Source organism: Treponema sp. UBA7567, assembly GCF_002476655.1.
GTDB lineage: Bacteria > Spirochaetota > Spirochaetia > Treponematales > Treponemataceae > Treponema_D.
Window position 1 is genome coordinate 25,599 of sequence record NZ_DLLH01000013.1, and the last position, 20,637, is coordinate 46,235.

Sequence of the window (20,637 nt, forward strand, 5' to 3'; positions counted from 1 at the left end):
ACCAAATTTCAAAAAAAACTAGTTTAAAAGCGCCTTTGCGTCTTCAAGAGCCTGAGAATCTGGAGCAAGCTGAGCTTTTGCAATTCCTTTTAGATTTGCTCCGGCCGCTTTTACACGTTCGCCCCAGTCGCTGAGCATTTGACCGTCGCCCCAGTCGTAAGAACCAAAAAGACCTATGGTTTTTCCAGAAATCTGGCCTTCAATTCCCGAAAAGAACTCTTCCATTGAATCTTCAAGCTGTTCGGCGCCCATTGCAGGGCTTCCCAAAAGAATTAAATCCGCAGAAAGAACTTCTGAGGGGTCTGCTACATCAGCAGTGCTAAAATATGCATCCGGCGCAGCTTCCTTAATCGCATTTGCAATCTGCTCCGTATTTCCTGTTGTTGAAGAATAAACAATTGCTGTTTTCATAAATTTTCCTCCATTTTTTTATATTTTTGCGCAGCAAGAGGAACGCTAAGTCCCTGCCTGAACCACGACATACAAATTTCTGTGCAGAGCCTGTACTTTTCCATTAAATCAAGTGCAGCCTGCTTATCTCCATAAACTTTCCAGAATCCGCTAAACACACAGTTTCTGGCATTTTGAGTTTCAAAACCTATGACATCTTCGAGCGGATAGCCCAAAAAAAGTCCAGTTTCGTGCGGAAAGGAGCTTTCGTGGGCAAGCCGAAATAAAAGTTCGCTCAAAATCGAATTAAAACCTTTTTCAACATCATATCCCTTAGTTTTTAAGTATTCCTGGTTTTTCTTTTTGGAGCAAACTTCTTCAAGCAAGCCTTTGTCGTAAACAAAAATCAAAACCCGTCCGTCGTCTTTTTTGAGAACAACAAAAAAACGCCTGTCTTTTGAAAAATTTTTACGCCAGGAAAAAAGCCGGCTTCGATTAGTTGAATAAAATTCATTTTTAAGGCTAAAAAGGCTTGCAGGTTTTATTCCGCAAAGCGCAGGAGCGCTGCAATGAATCACAGTTTCTTCAAATCCCATTAAAAATTCCAAAAAAATATGGCAGTACAACACTCCAGAGAAACAGTCAGAACTTAAGAATCGTACTGCCATGAGGTACACTTAGGTTAGCACAAGCTAACTATGTTGTTAGCATACACTAACAACATAGTTATGTCAATTGAATTTTTCTTTTTTGAAGAGTTTAAGCCAGAAAAGTTAATTTTTAAGGGAATAATATACCCCGGATTGTAACGGCGCGAATGCGTCCGCCTCGGCGGATGGAGCGAAAGCGGAACCGTGAAAAGCCGGATTGTACGCAAAATGCGGTCCAAATTTTTATGGCACATACGGTTTTTATTCAATATTGAAAACAGCGCCATCGGGAGAAGGCTGAACTTTTATTTTGCATGGGTGGAATTCGGCGTTTGCGCAAAAAAATGGCAAATCCATTGCGTATTCTGAGAGCACGTCTTCTGGCCAATAGTGCAATTTTATGGTTGATGTCTGGCAGTCGCCGTCTGCATCGCTCAAAGCGCCGTAAAGCTCTATCATATCGCTGACTATATTTATATACTTTGCAAGATGATTTTGTTCAAATTGTTTTTTTATAAAATCTTTCTGCAATTTTCTAATCTGCGGCATTTTTGGTTCGGGCGGAAGCATAATTTTTTCTTCTCGAAGATATTTTTCAAATTCTCCAAGAAAAACGCTCGGCTTTTTGTGCAGATGGTAAATTATGCAGTTAAACCAGCTTACTGCGCGACCCTGCGTATAAAAAAGATTTACCGCCCGTGCAAGCGAAGCGGCTTTTTGCAAGTCTGACTCTGGAAATTGAGGTGTTTTTAAAACGTTGTAAGGCGGTTTTTGTTCCCATATCATTCCAAATTTTTTTGCTGAATCGTGCAAATCTGTTCCTGGAAGAACCGAAAGGCAAAAAAGTTCAAGATTGTTTGGATAAAGGCTGAGCGCATAATCAATACTGTTTTTAAAACCTTTTAATGTGTCGCCCGGCAATCCGTAAATCAGGTCAAAGCCAAAAGTCACGCCTGCCTCGTTAAGATAACCAATATTTTTGCTGAACTTTTTTTTGTCGAGCGTGCGATGTACATTTTTTAAGACTTCTGGATCTGCGCTCTGCATTCCAATTTGCAGGGCACAGCGCACGCGGCTGAAGGCTTTTGCAAGTTCGCGGTCAATAAATTCGGCCCGCGCTTCAAAATAATAAAAAGTGTCCGGCGTTTTTTTTTCAATCAGCCTGAGCATCTGAATGGCGCGTTCTTTGCTCGCATTGTAGGTTGGATCAAGGACAAAAACCTGAGGAACTTTTTTTTGGGCAAAAAGCTCGATTTCTTTTTCGATCCGTTCCATCGGAAAATATGCTACTTTTTTTTCGCCTTTGGATTCATAGCAATATGAACACTTAAAAGGGCAGCCACGGGCAAGTTCCCATAAAGCTCCGCCGTATTTTGCAACGTCGAGTGTGCCGTCAAGATATGGTGAAGAAAGTTTTTCTAAGGCGCAGGGTGAAGTTCTCGCAAACTGGAAGACCTGAGGTTTGCCGTTTAAATAGAAAAGTCCTGGAATTTCGGGCAATTTTTCTGCACCGGCATTTTTAAAAATCGATTCCAAAAGCAAAACTGCGGCTTCTTCGCCAGCTCCTGCAATCGTATAATCAAATCCCTCAAAGACAAATGGATCTGCCGTAACTTCAGGACCGCCAGCAATTGTTATGATTTCCGGGTTTATTTTTTTGAGACAGCGGGCAGCATTTTCCAAAGCAACATGATTCCACACGTAAATGCTAAAAAGCACGATTTGCGGACTTTTTTTTGCCAGTTGCTCAGCAATGTAAGAGCCTGTCTGCATTTCACCGGCATTTTTTTCTGCTTCAATTTCTGCTTCGGACAAAATCTTTTTTATTTCGGGAGATTCCTTGCAAAAATCACACAATTCAACATTGTAAAAATTTTTTGTGCGGTCATCGTTTTTTACGGCAGAAGCAATACAAGCCACCCCCAAAGGCAGAGCCTGAGGGGATTTTTCGATTAAGAGCGTTGTGCAAAGAACTTTTTGCATTATTTGTTTTTATTGATGATTTTTTCTTCAAATTTTCCAGTCTGAATGTCAATAAAGCGGACAAAAAGACTTACTTTGTTTTCTTCGTTGAGACTTGACCAGATTTTGTCGGTAAATTCTTCGATATTGCCTTTGATTTCTACAACTTCCGGTTCACCCTCAAACGACGGAAGAGGATTTCCGTTGCCCATATAAGTATGAATAAATCTTCCCTGGCCTTTTACAGGATTGTCGTATGCAAATGTGAATCTTAAAGTGTTGTCTGGATTTCCAAAATCGCTTTTTAAGATTGAAATTGCGTAATCGAATTTTCCATTTTCTATATTTAAAAGTGAAGAAATTCTCGGAGTGTAATTTGGAGCATCGTGTTCATATTTACGAGAACGCAATGACTGTTCAAAAGTTTTTCCTTCTCTAAGACCTTCAAAAATCGTGTCTGTCTGATCACCGTTTGTTACGATTGTACTGTTTTTGAACTGACGAACTGCCGCATAAATTATAAGGCTTGGATCACCTGCGATTAAACTTGGATCAAATGCTTTTGTGCGAACAACTTCGCTTCCATCTTCTGTTTCGACTGTAAAAATGCGGTTACGGCTTCCAGCGCTGCGTCCCATTGTCCAGTATGCGCTGACAGCATATTTTCCGTCTTCTGAAAGACCTGCAACAATTCCGCGTCCTGGATATTCATTCTGCGACAAAAGATTTTCGAGCTGATTGATTTTCATAAGTAAATTCCTTTAGGGCAAGGGATTGGAAGGGCGCATAGCGTTGTTTTGTGCCGGCTGAGCTTATCGAAGCCAAACAAAACAATGAAACCCTGCAAAGCCCGGTGCGGGTGTCCAAATTTTATTTTTGCTGCGGTTGCGCCCGCCGAAACCGCAAAATATAGAAAATTTTGCCTTTTTGACAAGCCGATTACAACTGCGAACAAAGTTTCTGGGCAACCGCATGACCCAAAATTTATAATTTTATTTTTCAGGTTAAATATCGAAGTTCAAAAAATCCAAGCAATGATTTTCCCTATCGAATTTCCTGAGAAATTGTTTTGGCTTGACCGGAAAATTTAAACTCAAAATAAACCGCTTGTCTTTATATTATCTACAGTTTATGTTTTTTTCAACACTGGCACTTTAAGGAATTTTTGGTTATATTTTGCTAAAAAGTGTTTATTTTTCTTTATTGATATGTTTTTTTAGACGATAATAGAGATATTGGACAATTTAAAAATGGCGGGTGAGTGTTTGCTCTTTATTCGGAGGATTGTATGAACGAACCTTTTAATCCAGAACTTGAAAACAACAGAATTATTTCTACCGGAAATCCTGCTTTTAATGAACAAAATTCTTCTGACGAAAATATCGAAGTTTTAGAGGCTTTGGAAGATGCGCCATCAGAAAAAAAATCTAAACAAAAAAAGCAGAAAACCGCAAAACACTCTAAGCATAAAATTTCTATAAAAAATATACTACGTTCGATCACCTTTAAATTTGCAGTCTTTCTTTTTGTTTTTTTTGCACTTTCATTTACAACTTTATCATTTTTTCTGGTTCATTCGATTGCAAAAGACAACACAGAAACTTATACAAATTTTTCTACAACAATTGCAGAACGGACAGCCGACGGTTTAACTTACTGGCTGGATTCTTTCTCTAAAAGTTTTGGAATTTTTACAAACAGCGAGGCATTTACTTCTGGAAATTATGAACTTGCCTGCAATTATCTGACAGAAAACAAAGATTTAATCGATCCAAGTTTTGATTTTATCGGAATTGCCGGCCAAGACGGAAAAATGTACGATTCTAACGGAAATTACACCGACATTTCGCATGAAGACTTTTTTACGGCAATTTACACAAACGGAAAACAACAATATATTTCTGATCCTGTGCCATCTCCAGACGGAATCGGTTACATTTTTTATGTTTCTGCTCCAGTAACAAACACGAACAAATCGTTTTGGGGAGTTATTGTCGGCGCGCTTGCTTTGAGCAAGGTGAATTACCAAATTACACAGTCGAATTTTAGCGACAACAGTTTTACCTACGCAATCGATTCAAAAGGAAATATTATTGCTCATCCAGATTCTGAAAAAATCATGAAGAATTTTTACGTAATGAGCGATGAAGAATCCGGCTATAAAGGGTATCAGGAAATGACTCAAAAAATGATTTTGAGCCAAAAAGGAACCGGAATTATCAAAGACAGCGAACGAAATGCAACAAATTACGTTTTCTACTGCCCAATTAACCATACAAACTGGTCGCTGGCAATTTCAATAAACCAAACAGAAATCGTTTCGATGGCAAAAAAGAGCGCTTTCCAGATTTGTTTTATAAGCATTATGATTGCAATCATACTTTTGGTTGTAACTTCTATTTATCTGACAATGTTAGTTCATCCTCTCATTCAGCTTAAAAATTCAATTATCGAAATCGCTTCCGGTGCTGCAGATTTAACAAAACGAATCGAAGTAAAAACAAAAGACGAAGTTGGCGAAGTTGTTTTGGGATTCAACACTTTTACACAAAATTTGCATCATATTATTATGCGGATAAAAGAATCGAAGGATGAACTTTCAAAAGTTGACGGAGAAATGGCAGGTACAACATGCGAAACAAGTTCTTCTATCAACAAAATCATTTCAAATATAAGCACAGTAAGCAGCCAAATTGAATTGCAGGGAAAATCTGTTGAGGAAACTACAGACAAAGTAAACCAGATTACGAAAAATATCGAAGCTTTAAATGCAATGATTGAAAACCAGTCGTCTGGAGTTACTCAGGCCAGCGCAGCAGTAGAAGAAATGCTTGGAAATATTTCTTCCGTTACAAGAAGCACTGAGCATATGGTTGATTCATTTATCTCTCTCGAAAACGACACAACTACAGGAATTGAAAAACAGAACAGCGTAGACGAACAGATTCAGCAAATTCAAGCACAGAGCCAAATGCTTATGGAAGCAAACAAAGTTATTTCTAAAATTGCGAGCGAAACAAACCTTTTGGCAATGAATGCTTCTATCGAAGCTGCGCATGCAGGCGATGCAGGACGCGGGTTTAGCGTTGTTGCGGATGAAATTCACAATCTTTCCGAAAGTTCTAGCCGCCAGTCAAAACAGATCCGCGATGAACTTCAGAAAATTCAAAATTCGATTGAAACTGTCGTTGTATCTTCGGCAGAGGCTAAAAATTCGTTCCAATCAGTAACAAAGAAAATCCGAGAAACTGACCAGCTTGTTCAGCAAATAAAAGGCGCAATGGAAGAAAGTGAAATCGGCAGCCATCAGATTACAGATGCGCTCAAAATGATGAACGATTCAACTTCTGACGTTCGTGTCTCTTCCGGAAGCATGTCGGCAGGCAACCAGACAATATTGGATCAAGTTAAAAAATTACAGCTAGCAACAGAAGAAATCAAATCAAGCATGATAGAAATGACAGCTTCTGCAAACCAAATTAGCGACAACGAAAAAACTTTGAGCAATATTTCCAAAGCAATGCAGAAATCAATCTTGAAAATTGGTTCTCAGATTGATTTGTTCCATGTCTAAATAATGTTTAAGCTCTAAAAATTGCATTTTTTGGAGATGATTAATATAATATCGGCATGACTTGTGAACTTTCAATCACCCTCATGCCAGAGGACGAAAAAAATCAGAGCACAATCGATGCAAAAATTCGGCAAGCTCTTAAAGAAAAAAAAATTTTTGAAAATGGACAGAAAATCACTTCGGTTTTTATAAAAAAATCGATTGACGCACGGCATTCCCAGATTAAGCTCGTTATGCGTTACAAAATTTACATTGATGAAGAACCGGAAGATTTAGAAAACATTGCGCTCAACTGGAAACACGCCGATGGAAAACGCTCTGTAGTTATAATCGGCTGCGGACCGGCAGGACTCTATGCGGCTTTTAAACTTTTCGAAGCAGGAATTAAGCCGGTTATTATTGAACGTGGAAATCCGACAAAAGTTCGGGCAGGCGACATTGAAAACCTTACAAAAGATGGAATTTTGGACGAAAATTCAAACTTTTGTTTTGGTTCTGGAGGAGCAGGAACTTTTTCTGACGGAAAACTCTACACCCGTTCAAACAAACGTGGCGACATCTATAAAATTTACAGAATTTTTGTTGAATTTGGAGCAAATCCGAACATTCTTACCGATGCGCATCCTCACATTGGAACAGATAAACTTCCTGGCATTATTGACCGCATGGAAAAAAAAATTGTAGAACTTGGCGGTGAAATTCATTTTAATTCACTTTGTACAGATTTAATTGTAGAAAAAACTTCTCAGAACAATGAATTAAAGGCGACCGGTGTAAAAATCAAAAATCTTACCGATGGAAAAGAAAAAGAAATTTTTGCAGATTCAATAATTCTTGCAACTGGACATTCTGCGTCAAATATTTACCAAATGGTTTCGAAAATTGCACCAAATGCGCTCGAAGCAAAAACATTTGCGGTCGGAGTCCGGGTTGAACATCCGCGGGCAATTATAGATTCAATTCAATTCCACGGAAAACAAATGCCTGCCGCCGCCGAATACCGTCTTACAACTCAGGTTGACGGCCGCGGAGTCTACAGTTTTTGCATGTGTCCCGGCGGCTTTGTCGTTCCATGTGCAACAGCAAAAGATCAGATTGTCGTAAACGGAATGAGTTCTTCTGGACGAAACAGCCAGTGGTCAAATGCGGCAATTGTCGTTGAACGCAGACCGGAAGACATTCCTCAGGAATTTAAAAAACAGGCAGAAGGTGAAGGCTGTCCTGCACTTGCCGGGCTTTACTGGCGAACCTGGCTCGAAAAATTAACTTTCAAAAACGGTTCCGGTCAGCTTGCACCAGCTCAAAGGCTAACGGACTTTCTTGAAGAAAAAGAATCAAAATCGCTTCCAATTACAAGTTATAAACCCGGAGTTGTTTCAAGCAGACTGGATAAATGGCTTCCAAAAGATATTTGTAAGAAATTGCAGGCAGGATTTAAGGATTTTAACAAAAGCATGAAAGGTTTTGTTTGCCCTGACGCAATTCTAATCGCTTCGGAAACAAGAACCAGCACTCCTGTAAGAATTTTACGCAACAAAGACACTTTGGAATGTACGGCAATTAAAAATCTATATCCATGCGGAGAAGGAAGCGGATATTCTGGAGGAATTGGAAGTTCGGCAATGGACGGAGAGCGCGTTGCCGGAACAATAATAAATTCTCTCAAAGCGCAGTAAAAACGGAGGAACCAAAAATGAAACACTGTATCCTTGTAAAATTTGTTCCGGAAATTTCAAAAAAAATCGAAAATTCGTTTATTGAGCAGATTCAAGAACTGTTTAATACTGCAACAACAGAAATTAACGGAGTACATTACGTAAAAATTTACAAGTGCTGCATAAAACGCGAAAACCGCGCCGACATTATGATTGAAATGGACATGGACAAAGAAGCGCTGGAAGCCTACGATTCAAGCGACGCTCATTTAATTTGGAAACGAGAATATTCAAGATTTATTGAAGAAAAAACGATTTTTGACTTTGACGACACAAAACCTTTCAAAAAAACAATAAATCAATAAAAATTGCAAAAAATATTTTTCGTGTTAAAATTATGTTTAATTGAGTTTGCAATGCAAGCTTTTTTAGAGGAGTTGTTATGGCAAAAAAAAGTAGTTTTAACCTTTTTTATTTGATTGGAATGATTGCAGTTGTAGTCGGAAGTTTTTTACCGATTATAAGAATTTCGCTTGGTATTCTTGGAAAGATTGATTTTACAATAATTGATGCTTTTAAGGACTTGAGCAATTTAGATTCGTGGCTTGCACTTTTAATGTTTGTTGCGGCAGCCGTTGGAATTATTCTGTGCTTTGTAAAAGTTTCTAATTCAAGCATGTTAAAAACAGTTTGTCTGCTTGCTTCTATTGTGCTCGGACTTATCTTTTTTGCACGCGGAAACTTTTTTAAAGACTGGTTTAAAATTACAGGCTTTGGATTTTATATAATTCTTGCGGGATGGGTTATCGGTCTGATTAGTACTTTTGTAAAAAAATAAAACGGCTTAGGGGGTGTAGCCACGCGTAGCGTTATAAGCGGACTCGTCCGCTTATAATGAAATGGCGAAACACCCGACACCGCGCAAGCGGTGGAAGCCCCAACTTATAAAATTTTTATAAAATATTCATTTCGATTTTTATTTCGTCATTTTTTACAGAAATTTTTGAATTTGCTCCAATTATCAAGGGCATTGCCGGATCAATATGACCAATATCGGCATCCAAAACAATTGGAACTCCAAGATCGCCCAAAATTCCTGTTACTGCATTGTATTGATTTACGCCCATCATTTCCTGCCGAAAAGCCGCAAGCGGCCGTCCAAAAACAAACCCCGAGGCATTTTTAAACCAGCCGCTTTCTTTTAAATGCCAGAGCGCCCTGCGGATATCCATTGGATTGTAATCACAACTTTCCAAAACCCAAACAATTTTTTTGTGCTTTTCGCTAAACCGGCAAACGTTTTCCAGCCGAGTTCCGCTCAAACCGACAATGCAGTCAAGACAGCCGCCCAGAATAGTTCCGTCAAATTCCAATTTTTCGTCTGGCAGCAAAAGTTCTAAAGTATTTCCATTTTTAGAAGGAATATAAGACACAAGTTCTTTTCTGTCAGTCAAAATATAAGGAGAAAGAGGGTCTTCGCTCTCTACATCTGGATTTTGAAATTTCGGATAACCGCTGACCGTAAAACTCTTTCCTTCGAGAAGATTCCAGGCATCAAGCTCGCTCTGTTCCCAGGGTTTTCCGAATCCAGGAGCATTTTGACCGTAGATTGCCGGAATTGAGCAGAGGGTTACAAGCGGAAAAATGAAATTTGTATTGTCGCTGCAACCAATAAACCACTTTGGTTCGGCAGTTTTGAGTTTTTCAAAATCAACGTAACTTACGGTTTCGCACATGAGTTCACCGCCGCCACAACTAAAAACAGCATTTATTTTGGGGTCTAAATAATATTTTTGGAGTTCAGCGGCGGCGATTTTTGGGTCTGTCGAAATTCCAAGACCGTCAGACTTGTAGCAGCACTCGCCAATTTCCACGTTATAACCACGTTCTTTAAAACGGCGGACTGCCTCGTTAAAGCGAAAATTGTAAGGTTCTGTCGTTGCGCCAAAACTCGGAGCAACAATGGCAATCGTATCGCCTTTTTTTAGCGGTTTTGGAAAACGCATATTTTTAAGTCCTTTTTTAGCGGCTTAACTCAACAATAAGTTTTGCACACTCATCAAGTCCAATTTTTCCAGAATTCAAGCACAAATCGTAATATCTAGAATCGCCAAATTCGGTATTTGTGTAGTAAGTGCAATACTTGCAACGTTTGCGGTCAACTCTTACAAGATCCCGCATGATTTTTTCTTCCGAAACATCCTGCATTCTATTGTTTTTTAAGTATTCAACTCTCCACCATGGATCTGCGTGAATAAAAACATGCAAGCTGTCATCAAATTCCTGAAGAATTTGATTTGCGTTTCTGCCGACAATAACGCAATGACCGTGTTCTCCAAATTTGCGGATAACTTCTTTTTGCGCTTCAAAAATTTGATCGTTTATCGGTTTATTGTAAAAATCAAAAAGCGACTGTGTAAATCCCGTCAAAAACGGCGCTTCTTCGTCGCTTTTTAGAACTTTAGAAATATCGATATTTTTTTCACTTGCCGCCTGCAAAATTATACTTTTGTCATAATACTCATAACCAAGAATTTCTGCAACTTTTTTGCCGATTGTTGAACCGCCTGCACCAAATTCGCGGCTGATTGTAATTATTTTTTTCAATTTTATGCTCCCATAAAAAGTCAAGGTTAAAGCTTCAGTTTTAGAATTGACTTTTTAAGTTGTTTAGCAACATTTTAGCAAAATCTGCTACAAAACTTTTTCCAAAAAACTCTGAGTTCGTTTTTCTTTCGGATTTTTTAAAACTTCTTCTGGAGTTCCCTGTTCAATTATAAAACCGCAGTCCATAAAAACAACGCGGTCTGCAACTTCGCGGGCAAATCCCATTTCGTGCGTTACAACAACCATTGTCATTCCTCCGCGGGCAAGCTCCTTCATAACTTCCAAAACCTCGCCAACCATTTCAGGGTCAAGGGCGCTCGTCGGTTCGTCAAAAAGCAAAATTTGAGGATTCATTGCAAGAGAACGCGCGATCGCAACACGCTGCTTTTGACCGCCCGAAAGCTGCTGCGGATGTGCAAAAGCCTTTGACTCAAGTCCAACGCGTTTAAGAAGTTTCATTCCTTCAATTTTTGCCTTTTCCTTTGACATTTTTTTTAGCTCAACAGGAGCAAGCATAAGATTGCTGATGATATTCATATTTGAAAAAAGATTAAAATGCTGAAAAACCATTCCGATATTTTCGCGCACCTTATTCAAATTTACTTTTTTGTCGGTAATATCCGTATCGTTTACAATAATTTTTCCGCTTGTCGGCTCTTCAAGATGATTCAGACATCGCAAAAAAGTCGATTTTCCAGAACCAGACGGCCCGATTATGCAGACAACCTCGCCTTCGTGAACATCCAGCGAAATATCTTTTAAAACTTCCAAATTACCAAAATTTTTCCGAAGATTTTCAACGTGAATTTTTACTTTATCGCTCAACATTTCGCTTTAATCTCCTTTCAATAATCTTTGCAATTTTGCTCAGAGAAACAATTACGACCATGTACATAATTCCAACGATTGCCCAAGTCTGAAGCGATTTAAAAGTATTGCCGCTGATTGTCTTTCCCATGTTTGTAAGCTCAGGATAACCAATTACGGACAAAATCGATGTATCTTTTAAGGTGATTATAAACTGATTTATAATTGAAGGAATCATTACCCTAAAAGCCTGCGGCAAAATTACACGGCGCATTGTTGTTGCATAAGAAAGCCCAAGACTTCGCCCCGCTTCCATCTGCCCGACATCAATTGACTCGATTCCTGCGCGAAAAATTTCCGCCATATAAGCGCCACAGTTCATCGCCAGCGCAATCGTACCAGCCTGCAAGGCCGGAAGCCTAAAATTGTTCACCCCAGCCAGCCTAAAAGCCTGAGGCACGCCAAAATAAATAAAATACGCCAGAACAATCAACGGAACGCCACGCACTGCATCGACATAAACCGAACCAATAACATTCAAAATTTTACTGCTGCTTACATTGCACAAAGCAAAAATAAGACCAATAACCATTGCAAAAAGCAACGCCCACAGACAAAGAACCAGCGTATAGCCAAGTGAACGCAAAAGCATCAGCGAATAAACCTGAAGAATCGAAATCAAAATGCAACCTCAAAAAACTAGTGTCGGGCAAACCCCATATTTTCTACTATAGTATAACGGAAAATCCGCCATTTCTCAATCTAAAAGATGCACGATTTTGGGGCCATTTTTGCTAGCGCAAAAACCGCGCTTTCCGTACTTCCGCGTCTCCGCGCTCCATTGTTTTGCGCTGCAAAACAACACCTTCGGCGGTACTCCAATCGCTTGTCCAGCGAACAAATTTTACAAAGGCATAAAAAAAGGACTGCAAAAACAATATTCGAGCCAAAAGAACAATTTTTAAATTGCTCCTTAATCGCTTCAAACAAGTTTTTAAACAGTCCCTTTTTGCAGTAAATGCAAAAACTATTTCAAGTATTTATCAAGAATTGCCTGATAAGTTCCGTTTTCTTTAATATTTTTAAGTCCGGCATTGAACATATCGAGCAACGGCTGGTTTGCTTTGTTCATAATTGCAAAGCCGTATGGAGCGCCTTTGCTTTCCATTCCAGCAGGAATTTTGAGGGCAAGTCCTCCAGTCTTTATGTTATCTGCCATAATTGGAGTATCTTCAACACAGGCAGCGCTGTTTCCTAGGATTACATCCTGATACATTGTCGGAGAATCTTCAAAAACTGTTACCTTAAAGCCATATTTATCTTTAAGAGAATTTGCAAAGTCTGCGCCGGCAGTTCCGTTTTTAACAGCAACATTTTTTCCAGCAAGGTCAGCAAAAGATGCAATTGAACTGTCTTTTGCAACTACAAAAGTCTGAGTTGCGTCATAATATCCGTCAGAAAAAATCCAGCCACTGTCAATTCTTTCCTGTTTGATTGTTGCGCCAGCAATAAGAGCGTCAGCCTGTCCAACCTGAACAGCAGCTACACCAGCATCCCAACCAAGCGACTGAAGGTCGTAGTCAAAACCCTGATCTTTTGCAATCGCAGCAAGAATATCAACGTCAATACCAACAAATTCATTTTTTTCGTTAGTGTATTCAAACGGACGGAATACTGTATCTGTAGCAACAATCCAAACTTTTTTGCCGGCAGCCTTGTCTTTTTTAGAACAGCCAGTAAAAAGCGAAGCGGCGGCAACCACTGCCAAAACAACACTTAAAACTTTTTTCATAAAAGTCCTCCAAAATAAAAAACTTTTAAAATTATAAAGAAATTTTTTTTGTAATTCAACAAAAAGTATTTACAAAATTTTTTGCAATCGCTTATTTCACATCGCTGTCAGCAACTTCAACTTTTCTCAAATGCCAAATATCGCGGACATAATCTTCAATTGTTCGGTCTGAAGAGAATTTTCCGCTGTTGGCTATGTTGATTAAAGTTTTTCGCGCCCAAGCTTTTTTGTCGGCATAAGCTTTTGCAATTTCTTCCTGAGCTTTGCAGTAAAGCTCAAAATCTGCAAGAACGTAATAAACGTCTGGACGCTGGCCTTCAACTCCGTAAACAAGAGAATCGTGTATTTCCTTAAAAATCTGATGGCTTGGATCGTAAGTGCCGTCAACCAACTGACCGACAACTTTTGCAAGAGCCGGATTTCGTTCAAGATACTGCTGAGGATTGTAAGAGTGCTCTTTTTCCATTTTTTGAATTTCTTCAGTTGTTAAACCAAAAGGAAAACCGTTTTCTTTTCCTGCTTCTTCAAAAATTTCAATATTCGCGCCGTCCAAAGTTCCGAGCGTAAGCGCGCCATTTACCATAAACTTCATATTAGAAGTTCCAGAAGCTTCTTTTCCTGCCGTTGAAATTTGTTCAGAAACATCTGCCGCCGGAAAAATCTTTTCTGCAACACTTACACGATAATTTTCAACAAATACAACGCGAAGTTTGCCACCCACACGACGATCGTTGTTTACACGTTCTGCAACTGTGTTAATCAATTTGATTATCGCCTTTGCACGACGATAGCCAGAAGCAGCCTTTGCTCCAAAAATAAACGTACGGTTTGGAGGATTGAATGTCGGGTCTTCGATAATTTTGTTGTACAAATACATAATATGAAGGACATTCAAAAGCTGACGTTTATATTCGTGCAGACGCTTAACCTGAACATCAAAAATCGAATCTGGATCAAGAAATTCATTTTGATGATGCTTTAAATAATCAACAAGGATTTCTTTGTTATGACGCTTAATTGAAATCAATTCATCAAGAGATTTTTCATCATCTGCAAATTTTTCAAGTTCTTTGAGTTTCGAAAGATTTTTTTCCCAACCGTGACCAATTCTGTCTGTAATAAATTTTGCAAGTTCAGGATTTGCATTGCATAGCCAGCGTCGCTGAGTAATTCCATTTGTTTTGTTGTTAAATTTCTGAGGATAAAGTCCGTACCAATCCTTTAATTCAACATTTTTAAGAAGTTCGGTATGAAGCGCGGCAACTCCGTTTACGCTAAAGCCTGCGTGAATTGCAAGCCAAGCCATGTAAACTTTTCCATCATGAATAATCGACATTCTGTTCTGCTTTTGATAATCATCTGGAAATTTTGCGTGCAGTTCAATAAGAAACCGGCGGTTGATTTCTTCAATAATCTGATAAATTCGTGGCAAAAGGCTCTGAAAAATTGAAATGTCCCATTTTTCAAGCGCTTCTGCCAAAATCGTATGGTTTGTATAGGCAAAAGTTTTTGTAACGATGTCCCATGCTTCATTCCAACCCATCGAATATTCGTCCATAAGAATGCGCATCAACTCAGGAATTGCAACAACCGGATGAGTGTCATTCAGCTGAATCACATGCAGTTCCGGGAATTTTGCAAAATCCGTTCCATAATCAGCAACAAAGTGATGAACCAAATCCTGAAGCGACGCTGAACAGAAAAAATACTGCTGCTTTAAGCGGAGGGTTTTTCCTTGAGGACCGTTGTCGTTCGGATAGAGAACACGAGTAATATTTTCTGCATCGTTCTGTTTAAAAACAGCCTCGTTGTAACGCATGTCGTTAAAGAGCTGTAAATCAAAACCGTTTGGACTCGAAGCCTGCCACAGACGCAAAGTATTGACAGTGTTTGTGTCAAAACCGACAACCGGCATATCGTAAGGAGTCGCAATCACTTCTTCGGCATTTTCCAGATAAAATCTGTCCTGTCCGTCAGGAGTTTTTCCGTATTTGATTTCTCCGCCAAATTTTACAGTTACCGCCAAATCCGAGCGTTTTACTTCCCAAGGATCGCGATGTTTGAGCCAGTTGTCTGGATATTCAACCTGATAGCCGTTTTCGATGTGCTGTTCAAACATTCCATATTCGTAGCGAATTCCGTAACCGTGTCCAGGATAGTCGAGAGTTGCAAGTGAATCCAAAAAACAAGCGGCAAGACGGCCAAGTCCGCCGTTTCCAAGTCCAGCATCCGGCTCTTCATCTTCAATCACGTTAAAATTTATGTTCATTTCGTCGAGAACTTTTTTAACTTCGTCTTTTATTCCAAGATTTATCAAATTGTTGCTCAAGGCACGGCCCATCAAAAATTCGGCCGAAAGATAATAAAGCTGCTTTACCGGTTTTTTTTCGTATTCGCGGCGAGTTGCCATCCAAGAAGGCAAAATCAATTCCTGAACTGAAGCGCTCACCGCATCAAAAAGATCATGTTCATTTGCCTGAGAAATATCTTTTCCGTACTGACGCCGCAAACGAGCCGCAAGATTTTCGCGAAATTTTTCTGCATTAAACTTCATTTTTTATTCTCCATCCTTTTTTGTAAAATCAAATTTATGTTTTGATCGACTTTTCTACAATTTATGCACGCTTTTTGCCAAAAAATTCATGCATTATTATTTTATCACGATTTTTTGCTATTTGCTGATTAAAACAATGGCAGAACCTGACAAAATAACATATTTTTCCTGATTTCTTAAAAGTTCTTCTTTTCCTTCTGATAAAATACATTCTTCATTTTCTATCGAAGTATCAAGAACCCTATACCATTTTTTTCCGGCAGATGGCGGCGGCACAGTCACAGTGACGTCGTGAATGTCGGTATTAAAAGCAACATAAAAATCGTTGTCCGGTTTAGAATCCAGTTCTGTAATTCCCCCTCCAAGCCTGAACGCCAAAAACCTGTCTAGTTTTGCCCAATCTGGCATAAAACCTTCAATGTTGAACCAGTTTATATCGGCAGGACTTGTCTGTGTTGCAGTTTTTTGCCCTTTAAAAAAATCAACCCGCATAAACACGCGGTGATTACGACGCAATTCAATCAATTTCTTTACAAAATTTAACAAATCGCCGTGCTTTTTTATGTCGTTCCAGTCAAACCAAGAGATTTCGTTGTCCTGACAGTACGGATTGTTGTTTCCGCCTTGAGAACGCTGAACTTCATCTCCGCAAACGAACATTGGCGTTCCCTGGCTCAAAAACAAAGCAACAAAAAAATTTTTTATCTGGCGAATTCTGTTTTTTTCAATTTTTGGATTTAACGTCGGGCCTTCAAAACCGTTGTTGTAACTTAAATTGTTGTCAGTGCCGTCGCGGTTTTCTTCGCCGTTCTGCTCGTTGTGACGGTAATTGTACGAAACCAAGTCGTTCATTGTAAAACCGTCGTGGCTCGCAATGTAATTTATAGAATGATACGGTTTTCTTCCGCTTGAAGAATATAAATCGCTCGAACCGGAAATTCGCGTCGCGGCTTCTGTCGAAAGTTTTTCGTCTCCACGGATAAAACGCCTTATGCCGTCGCGGAATTTATCATTCCATTCGCACCATCTTCCGCCTGGAAAAGAACCAACCTGATAAGCGCCGCCACAATCCCAAGGCTCTGCAATTATTTTTACATCGCGCAAAATAGGGTCTTCGCTTATTCGTCTTGTAAGAGGCGCTTCTAAGGTCAAAAAACCATTTTCGTCACGGGAAAGGACGCTTGCAAGGTCAAAACGGAAGCCATCTACGTGCATTACTCGAACCCAATAGCGCAGACAGCCGATTATATATTCTTGAACGACAGGATGATTGCAATTGAGGGCATTTCCGCAGCCAGAAAAATTTACATAATATTCTTTATTTGTGCTTACAAGCTGATAATAAATTGAATTGTCGAATCCTCTAAAACCAAATGTAATTCCGTGCTCGTTTCCTTCGGCAGTATGGTTGAATACAATATCCAAAATAACTTCAATTCCAGCTTTGTGAAAAGCCTTTACCATGTCTTTAAATTCGGCAACACATGCTCCAGGTCTTTTATCCGAAGAATATGCTGCTTTTGGCGCAAAAAAAGCCGTCGTACTGTAGCCCCAATAATTTACAAGGCGTTTGCCGGTCTTTGGGTTTGTGTTCATATTTTCAAATGCGTCAAATTCCTGAACAGGCAAAAGCTCAACCGCGGTAATTCCAAGTTTTTTTAAATAAGGAATTTTCTCGATTGCCCCGCGATAAGTTCCAGGAAATTTTACTTCAGAAGAAGGAGAAGCCGTAAAGCCTTTTAAATGCATTTCGTAAATAATGCTTTCGTTTAAAGGCGTTTTTAGAGGCTGGTCATTTTCCCAATTATAAGAAAGTTCGTCTACAACTACGCATTTTGGCATTTTTTCGAGAGGACAGACTTTTTGGGAATTTAAATTTTTAAAAAGCGAACCGTCTGTCAGAGCTTTTGCGCGAGGGTCATAAAGAAAAATATCTTTGTTGAATCTGTGCCCGTTTTTTGGCTCAAAAGGGCCGTCAACTCTAAAAAGATAAAGTGCTCCAGGTTTTAAACCTTCAATAAAGACATGCCACAAATCGCCAGTACGATTTATTTTAGGCTCTAATTTTATAGTACATGCAGGAGCACTGTCGTCTGATTTTTTAAAAAGCTCCAAATAAACAGCCGTCGCATTACGACTGAAAACACAAAAATTTACACCGCTGCCAATATAAACCGCTCCCAAATCCCAAGGGTTGCCTGGCAGGACTTTTAACCGATCCATAAGTATTGAATATTTTAACACAGTAAAGACAGGCAGACCAATAATTTTTCATAAATGTTTTATTAAACTGTTTATTTTTGTTTTTTGAATTTTTCTTACGCCGGGGTGGAGGCGCGCGAAGCGTTGCAAAATGCGCAGCATTTTGCAATGAAGCGAAAAGCGGAACGCTGGAACACCGGTTAGAGCGTAAATGGCGTCCTGCAAAAACTTACAAAATTTTTAAAAAATGCTATACTCGAAAAATGGAAAATATAAATCTAGAATCAGAAAAAAAAGAAAGCACTGTCGGAGACAAAACAGCCATTGTTACAATTATCGGGCGGCCTTCTGCCGGAAAATCGACATTTTTGAACACGGCTTCAGGAGAAATGGTAAGCATTGTAAGTTCGATTCCGCAGACAACTAGAAACGCAATCCGTGGAATTGTAAATACTTCGCTCGGTCAGCTGGTTTTTGTGGACACTCCGGGCTACCACGAATCAAACAAAAAAATGAATCTTAAAATGCGCAATATTGTTGCAGACCAGCTTGCAAATGCGGATTCAATTCTTTATGTCGTGGATTCGACGCGTCCTTGCGGCGATGAAGAAAAACTGATTACAGAACTTTTAAAAGGGCATGAAAAAAAGACCGTTGCCGCCTTAAACAAGATTGACGAAAAAAAATCAAATCCGTCGGCTGCCAGAGTTTTTCTGTCAAAACAGCTTCCTGAGCTTTCCGAAAAAAATATTTTCGATGTTTCGGCAAAAAACGATGAAGGAGTCAACGATGTTTTGCGTGCGCTTTACGAACTTGCACCAGTTGCGCCCCATCTTTATCCGGAAGAATTTTATACTGACCAGGAAGTTGACTTTAGAATTGCGGAAGTTATCCGTGAACAGGCAATTAACCGTCTTGATCAGGAAATTCCGCATTGCGTTTATGTTCAGATTGCGGATATGGAAATGCGTTCGCCGACAAAAATGTGGTGCCGTGCGTTTTTATGCGTTGAAAAAGAAAGTCAAAAAGGCATTGTAATCGGAAAAGGCGCTCAAATGATTAAAACAATCCGTATTGAATCAATTAAACAGCTGCGCAAAATTTTTGACTACAAAATTGACTTGGATTTGCAGGTTAAGGTAGATAAAAACTGGCGGCAGAATGATTTAAGGCTGAATAAATTATTAAAATAGACAAAAAACAGGCTTCACGATTTTTTGTGAAGCCTGTTTTGTATTGTTTATACAAGCTGTTTGTACAATTCAAACTGTGCAATTCCCTGATAAAGCAACATTCCGGCGCCATTGCAAACTTTACAGCCTGAAGCATCTGCACGAGCCATAATTGGAGTTACTTCTGGAGAATAGATTACATCATAAACATATTCTTCTCCGTTAAAGTCGTAGAACCAAATCGGGTCGTTTTCTGGGTTTGAAGGATCGTTGCTGCCCATGCCCTTTGAAGTTGTCTGAACGATTACGTCAGAATATTTGTTCAATTTTTCAAGGCTTTCCGGGCCGAGCGTTGCATAGTCAAAACCGTATTTTTCGGCAATTAAACGGGCTTTTGCCAAAGTGCGGTTGAATACACATGCCTTTGCTCCAAGTTCTTTGACAACATAAGCAATTGCCCTGCTTGCTCCGCCAGCACCGATTATTGCAACTTTTTTGCCTTTTAAATCTTTTGCACCGGTAAATTCCAAAAGCGCTTTTTCAAAACCAAGCGCATCAGTATTATAACCTTTCCAATCATCACCATAACGGACGACTGTATTGCAGGCGCCGATTGATTCTGCTTTTTCATCAATATTTTTTATTAAAGGAATAACTGTTTCTTTGTGGGGAATTGTTACAGAAAATCCCTGAATATCAAGAGTTTTTGCAAAATCCAGCGAGTCTTCGATTGTTTCCGACTTGAATGGAATAAAAACTGCATCTAAATTTGCCTTTTCAAACATTCCATTTTGCAATTCCGGGCTGGAAGTGATTTTTAGAGGATAGCCTGTAATTCCAAAAATCTTTGTCTTTTCATTAATCGAATGAAAATGATATGTCTTTTCGAGGGTGATTGGATCTGTATGTCCGATTTCAAGCAAATTGCCCAAAAGTTCAGATGGACTTGTGTACGTAAGATATGAATGCAATCGTTCTGAAAGAATTCTTGTCGGAAGCCCAAGAGGTCCCATTGCGCATACAATCTGCTCTGTATTCTTCCATTTGTCTGCTTCGCTAAAAACTTTTGTAACGTCAGAAAGACGATGGGGCATAAAAGCAATTTTTGGAATTTCATAAGAATTCTGACGAAGTTCATCAAATTTTTCAACAATATTTTTAATCGGAGAACTCATATTGTGGTAAGAGCGGATAATTCTCGTTCCAAAAGCCTGAGCCGCATCTTCCAAACTTGGAATATGAAAATCTTCTTCAAAATCAACATAGGCAAAA

The 20,637-nt window shown here is 39.2% G+C and carries 17 protein-coding genes; 5 read left to right on the forward strand and 12 right to left on the reverse strand.

Annotated elements, in window-relative coordinates:
• Positions 1-18 precede the first annotated feature (18 nt).
• From B3Y13_RS00965 to B3Y13_RS00980, 4 genes are all read right to left on the reverse strand, one after another.
• Positions 19-411: a flavodoxin domain-containing protein gene (locus B3Y13_RS00965; protein WP_296017330.1), complete on the reverse strand. Its 393-nt coding sequence runs from the start codon at positions 409-411 to the stop codon at positions 19-21.
• Positions 408-986: a DUF3793 family protein gene (locus B3Y13_RS00970; protein WP_296666524.1), complete on the reverse strand. Its 579-nt coding sequence runs from the start codon at positions 984-986 to the stop codon at positions 408-410. The genes B3Y13_RS00965 and B3Y13_RS00970 overlap by 4 nt, the downstream gene beginning before the upstream one ends.
• A 315-nt stretch (positions 987-1,301) precedes the next feature.
• Positions 1,302-3,023: a B12-binding domain-containing radical SAM protein gene (locus tag B3Y13_RS00975; protein WP_296017321.1), complete on the reverse strand. Its 1,722-nt coding sequence runs from the start codon at positions 3,021-3,023 to the stop codon at positions 1,302-1,304.
• Complete coding sequence (locus B3Y13_RS00980; protein WP_296666526.1) at positions 3,023-3,751, reverse strand: IMP cyclohydrolase; 729 nt, start codon at positions 3,749-3,751, stop codon at positions 3,023-3,025. The genes B3Y13_RS00975 and B3Y13_RS00980 overlap by 1 nt, the downstream gene beginning before the upstream one ends.
• A 539-nt stretch (positions 3,752-4,290) precedes the next feature.
• Here B3Y13_RS00980 and B3Y13_RS00985 point away from each other — a divergent pair.
• The 4 genes from B3Y13_RS00985 (at position 4,291) to B3Y13_RS01000 (ending at position 9,069) form a co-directional block, all read left to right on the forward strand.
• Entirely contained in the window at positions 4,291-6,576 is a 2,286-nt protein-coding gene (locus B3Y13_RS00985) for a methyl-accepting chemotaxis protein (RefSeq protein ID WP_296666529.1), read from the forward strand.
• A gap of 56 nt (positions 6,577-6,632) precedes the next feature.
• A complete protein-coding gene (locus tag B3Y13_RS00990; protein ID WP_296666532.1) occupies positions 6,633-8,252 on the forward strand; it encodes an NAD(P)/FAD-dependent oxidoreductase in 1,620 nt (539 codons plus the stop codon).
• A 17-nt stretch (positions 8,253-8,269) separates the two neighbouring features.
• Positions 8,270-8,596 carry a Dabb family protein gene (locus tag B3Y13_RS00995; protein ID WP_296017288.1) on the forward strand — a complete coding sequence of 109 codons (327 nt, stop codon included), beginning with the start codon at positions 8,270-8,272 and terminating at the stop codon, positions 8,594-8,596.
• Between the two features lie 77 nt (positions 8,597-8,673).
• Positions 8,674-9,069 (forward strand): hypothetical protein, encoded by a 396-nt coding sequence (locus tag B3Y13_RS01000; protein WP_296692109.1) that lies wholly within the window; start codon positions 8,674-8,676, stop codon positions 9,067-9,069.
• Between the two features lie 115 nt (positions 9,070-9,184).
• On the opposite strand, the gene B3Y13_RS01005 is transcribed toward B3Y13_RS01000, so the two are convergent.
• The 7 genes from B3Y13_RS01005 to glgX form a co-directional block, all read right to left on the reverse strand.
• A complete protein-coding gene (locus tag B3Y13_RS01005; protein ID WP_296692111.1) occupies positions 9,185-10,237 on the reverse strand; it encodes a S66 family peptidase in 1,053 nt (350 codons plus the stop codon).
• Positions 10,238-10,253: 16 nt separating this feature from the next.
• Entirely contained in the window at positions 10,254-10,838 is a 585-nt protein-coding gene (locus B3Y13_RS01010) for an AAA family ATPase (RefSeq protein WP_273066681.1), read from the reverse strand.
• Positions 10,839-10,925: 87 nt separating this feature from the next.
• Positions 10,926-11,666 carry an amino acid ABC transporter ATP-binding protein gene (locus B3Y13_RS01015; protein WP_296017252.1) on the reverse strand — a complete coding sequence of 247 codons (741 nt, stop codon included), beginning with the start codon at positions 11,664-11,666 and terminating at the stop codon, positions 10,926-10,928.
• Positions 11,653-12,327: an amino acid ABC transporter permease gene (locus tag B3Y13_RS01020; RefSeq protein WP_296017223.1), complete on the reverse strand. Its 675-nt coding sequence runs from the start codon at positions 12,325-12,327 to the stop codon at positions 11,653-11,655. The genes B3Y13_RS01015 and B3Y13_RS01020 overlap by 14 nt, the downstream gene beginning before the upstream one ends.
• A gap of 345 nt (positions 12,328-12,672) precedes the next feature.
• Positions 12,673-13,437, reverse strand: coding sequence for a transporter substrate-binding domain-containing protein (locus tag B3Y13_RS01025; RefSeq protein WP_296017200.1), 765 nt, complete (start codon positions 13,435-13,437; stop codon positions 12,673-12,675).
• 91 nt (positions 13,438-13,528) lie between these two features.
• Positions 13,529-15,991 (reverse strand): glycogen/starch/alpha-glucan phosphorylase, encoded by a 2,463-nt coding sequence (locus tag B3Y13_RS01030; protein WP_296017190.1) that lies wholly within the window; start codon positions 15,989-15,991, stop codon positions 13,529-13,531.
• Between the two features lie 117 nt (positions 15,992-16,108).
• On the reverse strand, positions 16,109-18,214 hold the full coding sequence (gene glgX, locus B3Y13_RS01035; protein ID WP_296692116.1) for a glycogen debranching protein GlgX: 2,106 nt from the start codon (positions 18,212-18,214) through the stop codon (positions 16,109-16,111).
• Between the two features lie 242 nt (positions 18,215-18,456).
• Between glgX and era the strand changes: the two genes are divergently transcribed.
• The gene (gene era, locus B3Y13_RS01040) at positions 18,457-19,386 is read left to right on the forward strand and encodes a GTPase Era (protein ID WP_296017174.1); all 930 of its coding nucleotides are present in this window, start codon (positions 18,457-18,459) and stop codon (positions 19,384-19,386) included.
• Positions 19,387-19,433: 47 nt separating this feature from the next.
• Here era and B3Y13_RS01045 read toward each other — a convergent pair.
• Positions 19,434-20,637 (reverse strand): type I 3-dehydroquinate dehydratase (locus B3Y13_RS01045; protein ID WP_296692119.1); only part of this gene is annotated, 1,204 nt, incomplete at its 5' end.

Bases quoted from the DNA above. Each gene is read 5' to 3' on its own strand.
- B3Y13_RS00965 (WP_296017330.1), bottom strand. From the start codon at position 411: ATGAAAACAGCAATTGTTTATTCTTCAACAACAGGAAATACGGAGCAG.
- B3Y13_RS00970 (WP_296666524.1), bottom strand. From the start codon at position 986: ATGGGATTTGAAGAAACTGTGATTCATTGCAGCGCTCCTGCGCTTTGC.
- B3Y13_RS00975 (WP_296017321.1), bottom strand. From the start codon at position 3,023: ATGCAAAAAGTTCTTTGCACAACGCTCTTAATCGAAAAATCCCCTCAG.
- B3Y13_RS00980 (WP_296666526.1), bottom strand. From the start codon at position 3,751: ATGAAAATCAATCAGCTCGAAAATCTTTTGTCGCAGAATGAATATCCA.
- B3Y13_RS00985 (WP_296666529.1), top strand. From the start codon at position 4,291: ATGAACGAACCTTTTAATCCAGAACTTGAAAACAACAGAATTATTTCT.
- B3Y13_RS00990 (WP_296666532.1), top strand. From the start codon at position 6,633: ATGACTTGTGAACTTTCAATCACCCTCATGCCAGAGGACGAAAAAAAT.
- B3Y13_RS00995 (WP_296017288.1), top strand. From the start codon at position 8,270: ATGAAACACTGTATCCTTGTAAAATTTGTTCCGGAAATTTCAAAAAAA.
- B3Y13_RS01000 (WP_296692109.1), top strand. From the start codon at position 8,674: ATGGCAAAAAAAAGTAGTTTTAACCTTTTTTATTTGATTGGAATGATT.
- B3Y13_RS01005 (WP_296692111.1), bottom strand. From the start codon at position 10,237: ATGCGTTTTCCAAAACCGCTAAAAAAAGGCGATACGATTGCCATTGTT.
- B3Y13_RS01015 (WP_296017252.1), bottom strand. From the start codon at position 11,666: ATGTTGAGCGATAAAGTAAAAATTCACGTTGAAAATCTTCGGAAAAAT.
- B3Y13_RS01025 (WP_296017200.1), bottom strand. From the start codon at position 13,437: ATGAAAAAAGTTTTAAGTGTTGTTTTGGCAGTGGTTGCCGCCGCTTCG.
- B3Y13_RS01030 (WP_296017190.1), bottom strand. From the start codon at position 15,991: ATGAAGTTTAATGCAGAAAAATTTCGCGAAAATCTTGCGGCTCGTTTG.
- glgX (WP_296692116.1), bottom strand. From the start codon at position 18,214: ATGGATCGGTTAAAAGTCCTGCCAGGCAACCCTTGGGATTTGGGAGCG.
- era (WP_296017174.1), top strand. From the start codon at position 18,457: ATGGAAAATATAAATCTAGAATCAGAAAAAAAAGAAAGCACTGTCGGA.